The sequence below is a fragment of the Rhodococcus sp. R1101 genome, from assembly GCF_000278445.1.
Taxonomy (GTDB): Bacteria; Actinomycetota; Actinomycetes; order Mycobacteriales; family Mycobacteriaceae; genus Rhodococcus; species Rhodococcus gordoniae.
This window is the reverse complement of sequence record NZ_AJVB01000243.1, coordinates 1-5,739: the sequence shown is the minus strand read 5'-3', so window position 1 is coordinate 5,739 and position 5,739 is coordinate 1. Positions and strand designations below refer to the sequence as shown.

General features: G+C 67.1%; 4 protein-coding genes and 2 pseudogenes. 2 read left to right on the top strand and 4 right to left on the bottom strand.

Going from position 1 to position 5,739, the window contains the following annotated elements; translation table 11 throughout:
• Positions 1–495, bottom strand: a pseudogene (locus tag R1101_RS26920) (NlpC/P60 family protein); the annotation flags it as partial.
• Positions 496–827: 332 nt separating this feature from the next.
• Positions 828–1,376, bottom strand: a complete 549-nt coding sequence (locus tag R1101_RS0114920) for an Rv1476 family membrane protein (protein WP_232284762.1) — start codon at positions 1,374–1,376, stop codon at positions 828–830.
• Positions 1,377–1,719: 343 nt separating this feature from the next.
• Between R1101_RS0114920 and acnA the strand changes: the two genes are divergently transcribed.
• Both acnA and R1101_RS0114910 read left to right on the top strand, forming a co-directional pair.
• Positions 1,720–4,524 (top strand): aconitate hydratase AcnA, encoded by a 2,805-nt coding sequence (gene acnA / locus R1101_RS0114915; protein ID WP_016934201.1) that lies wholly within the window; start codon positions 1,720–1,722, stop codon positions 4,522–4,524.
• A gap of 105 nt (positions 4,525–4,629) precedes the next feature.
• The gene (locus tag R1101_RS0114910; RefSeq protein WP_016934200.1) at positions 4,630–5,196 is read left to right on the top strand and encodes a TetR/AcrR family transcriptional regulator; all 567 of its coding nucleotides are present in this window, start codon (positions 4,630–4,632) and stop codon (positions 5,194–5,196) included.
• A gap of 17 nt (positions 5,197–5,213) precedes the next feature.
• On the opposite strand, the gene R1101_RS0114905 is transcribed toward R1101_RS0114910, so the two are convergent.
• On the bottom strand, positions 5,214–5,465 hold the full coding sequence (locus R1101_RS0114905; RefSeq protein ID WP_026003301.1) for a helix-turn-helix domain-containing protein: 252 nt from the start codon (positions 5,463–5,465) through the stop codon (positions 5,214–5,216).
• 90 nt (positions 5,466–5,555) lie between these two features.
• A pseudogene (locus R1101_RS26915) lies at positions 5,556–5,739 on the bottom strand (ABC transporter ATP-binding protein); the annotation flags it as partial.

The window sequence follows — 5,739 nt, the reverse complement described above, 5'->3', positions numbered from 1 at the left end:
GAACGCGTCGAAGTTCTGCTGCGCGGCGGCGATCCGATCGGCGGCGTCGTCGAGTGCACGACGGGAATCCGCGACCACCCGTTCGGCGAGATCTGCCGCATCGCGCGCGTTCTGCAGGTCGACAAGGGCCCGGTTGACATCCTCGCGGCGGATCGCGACCTGCGCGTCGAGCTCGGCGAGTTGCTGATCGGCGTCGGCGATCCGGACGATCAGTTGCCCGACCCGATCGATATTGGCCGCCACGGCCGCTCCTGCGCGATCGATCTCCGCGTCGGACGGGTTCGGCGGCGGAGGGGGCGCAGCGGAGGCCGTCGTGGAGACGGTGAGGAGTACGGCTGTGATCAGTCCCAAACCGGCGAGCAGCGTGCCGGTGCGCGCCCGCGGGGTACGGCGGGGCGTCGGACTGTCGGGCCGACGGCCTGCGGTGAGCGCCCGGCCGGCACCGTCCGGCCCCGACCGTCGCGGAATCCCCCCGTGGATACCGAACCGTCTCACTTGCGTCTCCCTCGATCGCACCTGGTGGCCAAGGCATCCGGCCGGACGACCCGAGGAAGGCAGGCAGCATCGGTCAGCCGTGGGTACCCCATGGCTCACACGCTGCAGTCGTACACCGGCTGTGGACAGCGTCCCCACGAACCGGGTTGTGACACACCTTCCCCAAGAGCGTCATGAGAACCGTACGACACCACAGGGGTATGTCGCATGACAGTCACGAAGATCGCTCGAAGAACACCGTGAGGACACCGGACGGCATCATCTGCCGGATCTCGGCGGAATCGTCGGACGGGCGGCCCGGATAACCCCGCGGTGGTGACGGGAAAGAGACGTCAGGAGGCGTCGGGCGATGACACTCCGTTACCTCCGGCAACGGTCTGGTCACCATCCGTCCGGCGCCGCTTCACCAGGAAGGTCGCACCGGCCGCAAGAGCGACGACGGCGACGATCAGCAATGTCATCAGTGTCCAGGGGGGCGACGGCTCGAGCACCGAATCGACGAAGTTGCGCGTGGACACCACCGGATCGCCGGTGTAGGTGCGGTCCTGGGCCGCCTCGAGGGTGACCCGGTCGAGATCCGCGCTGAACGTCCCGACCCAGCCGGGGCTGAGGACCAGCACGGTCCCGCCGTCCTCGGCCCCCACCTCCGTCGCGAGGTCGCGAAGCTGCGAATCCATACGCGGGTCCCGGTCGAGTACGACCACACTCAGGTCGATCCCGTTCTCGTGCGCGCGCTGCACCTCTGCGACGAGATCGTCGACGTACTGCGACGGTGCCGCAACCTGATCGTCGGCAAGATCGGCGAGCACTTTGTCGACGGAAACCCCGGCAGGCAGATCCGTGAGCGCAGGGCCCGGTATACGAAGCAGTGGCGCAGACATCTCTCTCCGGTGGTACTGAACAAAGTCCGGGCGATCCGGCGGTCCGGCCGCTCGGAAACGACACGAAGCGCCACACCCGTGCGGCAGTGCAGAACACTACGCGATCGCGCGACGGCGGCTCGCAGCACTCGTCGCGAACAGGACCGATACCCGTGACGCCCCGCGACGGCACGGCAAACCCCGGCTTCGGTTCAATACAGGACAAGCGTACTGTTAGAATCGAGTGCGAGACGCCACGACATTCTGCATCCGGGCCACGGGCCGTGGGCGGAAGTCGTGTGCCTCGCTTCAGCCGTCGACACAGCCCCGTCGGCGGCCAGCCGAAACGACGAGTGGAGCTGACGTGAGCACCAGTAGTGATTCGTTCGGCGCCAAGGGTTCGCTGCAGGTCGGAGACAACTCGTACGAGATCTTCCGCCTGTCGGCCGTCCCCGGCACCGAGAAACTTCCTTACTCTTTGAAGGTCCTGGCCGAGAACCTGCTGCGCACCGAGGACGGTGCCAACATCACGGCCGATCACATCCGGGCCATCGCCGACTGGGATCCCTCCGCCGACCCGAGCATCGAGATCCAGTTCACGCCCGCCCGCGTGATCATGCAGGACTTCACGGGCGTCCCCTGTGTCGTCGACCTCGCGACCATGCGTGAGGCCGTCACCACCCTGGGCGGCGACCCGAACAAGGTCAACCCCCTCTCCCCCGCCGACATGGTCATCGACCACTCGGTGATCCTCGACTACTTCGGTCGCGCCGACGCCCTCGAGCGCAACGTCGACCTCGAGTACGAGCGCAACGGCGAGCGCTACCAGTTCCTCCGCTGGGGCCAGGGCGCCTTCGACGACTTCCGCGTCGTCCCGCCGGGCATGGGCATCGTGCACCAGGTCAACATCGAGTACCTCGCCCCGACCGTCATGGTCCGCAACGGGCAGGCCTACCCCGACACCTGCGTCGGCACCGACTCGCACACCACGATGGTCAACGGTCTCGGCGTGCTCGGCTGGGGCGTCGGCGGCATCGAGGCCGAGGCCGCCATGCTCGGCCAGCCGGTCTCCATGCTGATCCCGCGCGTGGTCGGCTTCAAGCTCACCGGTGAGATCCAGCCCGGCGTGACCGCCACCGACGTCGTGCTCACCGTCACCGACATGCTCCGTAAGCACGGTGTCGTCGGCAAGTTCGTCGAGTTCTACGGCGCCGGCGTGGCCGAGGTCCCCCTCGCCAACCGCGCGACCCTCGGCAACATGAGCCCCGAGTTCGGTTCCACCGCAGCGATCTTCCCGATCGACGGCGAGACCATCAACTACCTGCGCCTGACCGGCCGCAGCGACGAGCAGCTCGCTCTCGTCGAGGCGTACGCCAAGGAACAGGGCCTGTGGCACGATCCGAGCCGCGAGCCCGAGTTCTCCGAGTACCTCGAGCTCGACCTGTCGACGGTCGTCCCGTCGATCGCCGGCCCGAAGCGCCCGCAGGACCGCATCCTGCTGTCCGAGTCGAAGGTCGCCTTCCGCAAGGACATCCACAACTACGTGGAGGAGAACCTCCCGGCCGAGCACAGCAAGCTCGACGAGGCCGTCGAAGAGTCCTTCCCGGCGTCCGACCCGGCCGTGCTGTCCTTCGCCGACGACGGTGCCGTCGACGTCCACTCGGCTGCCAACGGGGCCCACGGCCGTCCGTCGAAGCCGGTCAAGGTCGTCTCGGAGGAGCGCGGCGAGTTCGTCCTCGACCACGGCGCGGTCGTAGTTGCGGGCATCACCTCCTGCACCAACACCTCCAACCCGTCGGTCATGCTCGGTGCCGCACTGCTCGCCCGCAACGCGGTCGAGAAGGGCCTGTCCACCAAGCCGTGGGTCAAGACCAACATGGCTCCGGGTTCGCAGGTCGTCAACGACTACTACGAGAAGGCCGGTCTGTGGCCGTATCTCGAGAAGCTCGGCTTCTACCTCGGCGGTTTCGGTTGCACCACGTGCATCGGTAACACCGGCCCGCTGCCCGAGGAGATCTCGAAGGCCGTCAACGACAACGACCTCTCGGTCACCGCGGTGCTCTCCGGCAACCGCAACTTCGAGGGTCGCATCTCCCCCGACGTGAAGATGAACTACCTGGCCTCGCCGCCGCTGGTCATCGCGTACGCGCTCGCGGGCACGATGGACTTCGACTTCGAGACCGACGCCCTGGGCAAGGACACCGACGGCAACGACGTCTTCCTGAAGGACATCTGGCCCTCCGCCCAGGAGATCGACGACACCATCAAGTCGGCGATCAGCCAGGACATGTTCCGCAAGTCCTACGCCGACGTCTTCAAGGGCGACGAGCGCTGGCAGAACCTCGAGACCCCCGAGGGTGACACCTTCGCGTGGGACGAGAACTCGACGTACGTCCGCAAGGCTCCGTACTTCGACGGCATGACGATGGATCCGGATGCGGTCTCCGACATCAAGGGTGCGCGTGTGCTCGCGCTGCTCGGCGATTCGGTGACCACCGACCACATCAGCCCGGCCGGGCCCATCAAGCCGGGTACCCCGGCCGCGCAGTACCTCGACGCCCACGGTGTCGAGCGCAAGGACTACAACTCGCTCGGTTCGCGTCGCGGCAACCACGAGGTGATGGTCCGCGGTACCTTCGCGAACATCCGTCTGCAGAATCAGCTGCTCGACGGTGTCTCCGGTGGTTACACCCGCGACTTCACCCAGGACGGTGCTCCGCAGGCGTTCATCTACGACGCCTCGCAGAACTACCAGGAGGCCGGAATCCCGCTGGTCGTCCTCGGTGGCAAGGAGTACGGTTCGGGTTCCTCGCGTGACTGGGCCGCCAAGGGCACCCGCCTGCTCGGCGTCAAGGCCGTCATCACCGAGTCGTTCGAGCGCATCCACCGCTCGAACCTCATCGGCATGGGCGTCATCCCGCTGCAGTTCCCGGCGGGCGAGTCGGCCAAGTCCCTGGGCCTGACCGGCACCGAGGTCTTCGACATCGAGGGCATCGAGAAGCTCAACGAGGGCGTCACGCCGAAGACCGTCAAGGTCACGGCGACCAAGGAGGACGGCGAGAAGGTCACCTTCGACGCCGTGGTCCGCATCGACACCCCGGGCGAAGCGGATTACTACCGCAACGGCGGCATCCTGCAGTACGTGCTGCGGAACATGATCCGCGGCTAGAGAGCACTGCACGTGACCCGATCGGTCACACCTGTGTGAAGCGGCGGGCCCGGGACGAGACTCGTCTCGGGCCCGCCGTCTCCTCGAGCGGAAAGGAAGTGGCGCGTGCCCAAGGTCAGTGAGGACCATCTCGCCGCGCGGCGCAGGCAGATCCTCGACGGTGCCCGTCGCTGCTTCGCCGAATACGGTTACGAAGGCGCGACCGTGCGACTGCTCGAAGATGCCACGGGCCTGTCCCGCGGCGCGATCTTCCACCATTTCAAGGACAAGGACGGCCTGTTCCTCGCGCTCGCGCAGGAGGACGCACGGCGCATGGCGGACGTCGCCGCCAACGAGGGTCTCGTGCAGGTCATGCGCGACATGCTGTCCACGCCCGACCAGTTCGACTGGCTGGGAACCCGACTCGAGATCACCCGCCGCCTGCGTACCGATCCCGAGTTCGCGAAGGCATGGACGCAGCATTCCGCGGAACTGACCGAGGCCACCGTGGGTCGTCTCGAACGACAGCGCGAAGCGGGCAGGCTCCGCGACGATGTGCCGACCGAAGTTCTCCTCGGATATCTCGACCTCGTCCTCGACGGTCTCGTCGCCCGCCTCGCCTCAGGGCACGCCGAACAGGATCTCGTCGCGGTCCTCGATCTCGTCGAGGAATCGGTGCGCCGACGCGACTGACGCGCGGTGTCGCCTGCTCAGCCCGTCTCGTCGCCCGCTGCCGCCCTGCGGCGGTTCGGCCCGCCACGGCCCCGCAGCCGTACCTGCGACTCCACGAGAACGTTGTGGACGAAACCGTAGGATCGACCGGTTTCCTGCGCGAGCGTCCGAATGCTCGCACCCTCCTCGTAGCGGCGCTTCAGATCCTCCTGCAAGCGGTCCCGCGATTCCCCCGTAACCCGGGCTCCCTTCGCGTAGGTCGTCTCTCCACCACCGGAATTTCGCGCCATCGGATCCTCCCTGCGCCCTCGCCAAAGGTCCCTTTCCCAGGCTAGAGGACCGCCCGGTTGCGCGGACGTAGATCGGACCAGCGGAGCCGATCAGGCGAGCTGGATGAGTTCGAGGTATTCCTGGGACCAGTGGTCCTCGGTTCCGTCGGGAAGCAGGATCACCCGTTCGGGATCGAGCGCCTCGGCCGCGCCCGGATCGTGAGTGACCAGCACGACGGCGCCCTCGTAGCTGCGCAGAGCGTCGAGCACCTGCTCACGCGAGACCGGATCGAGG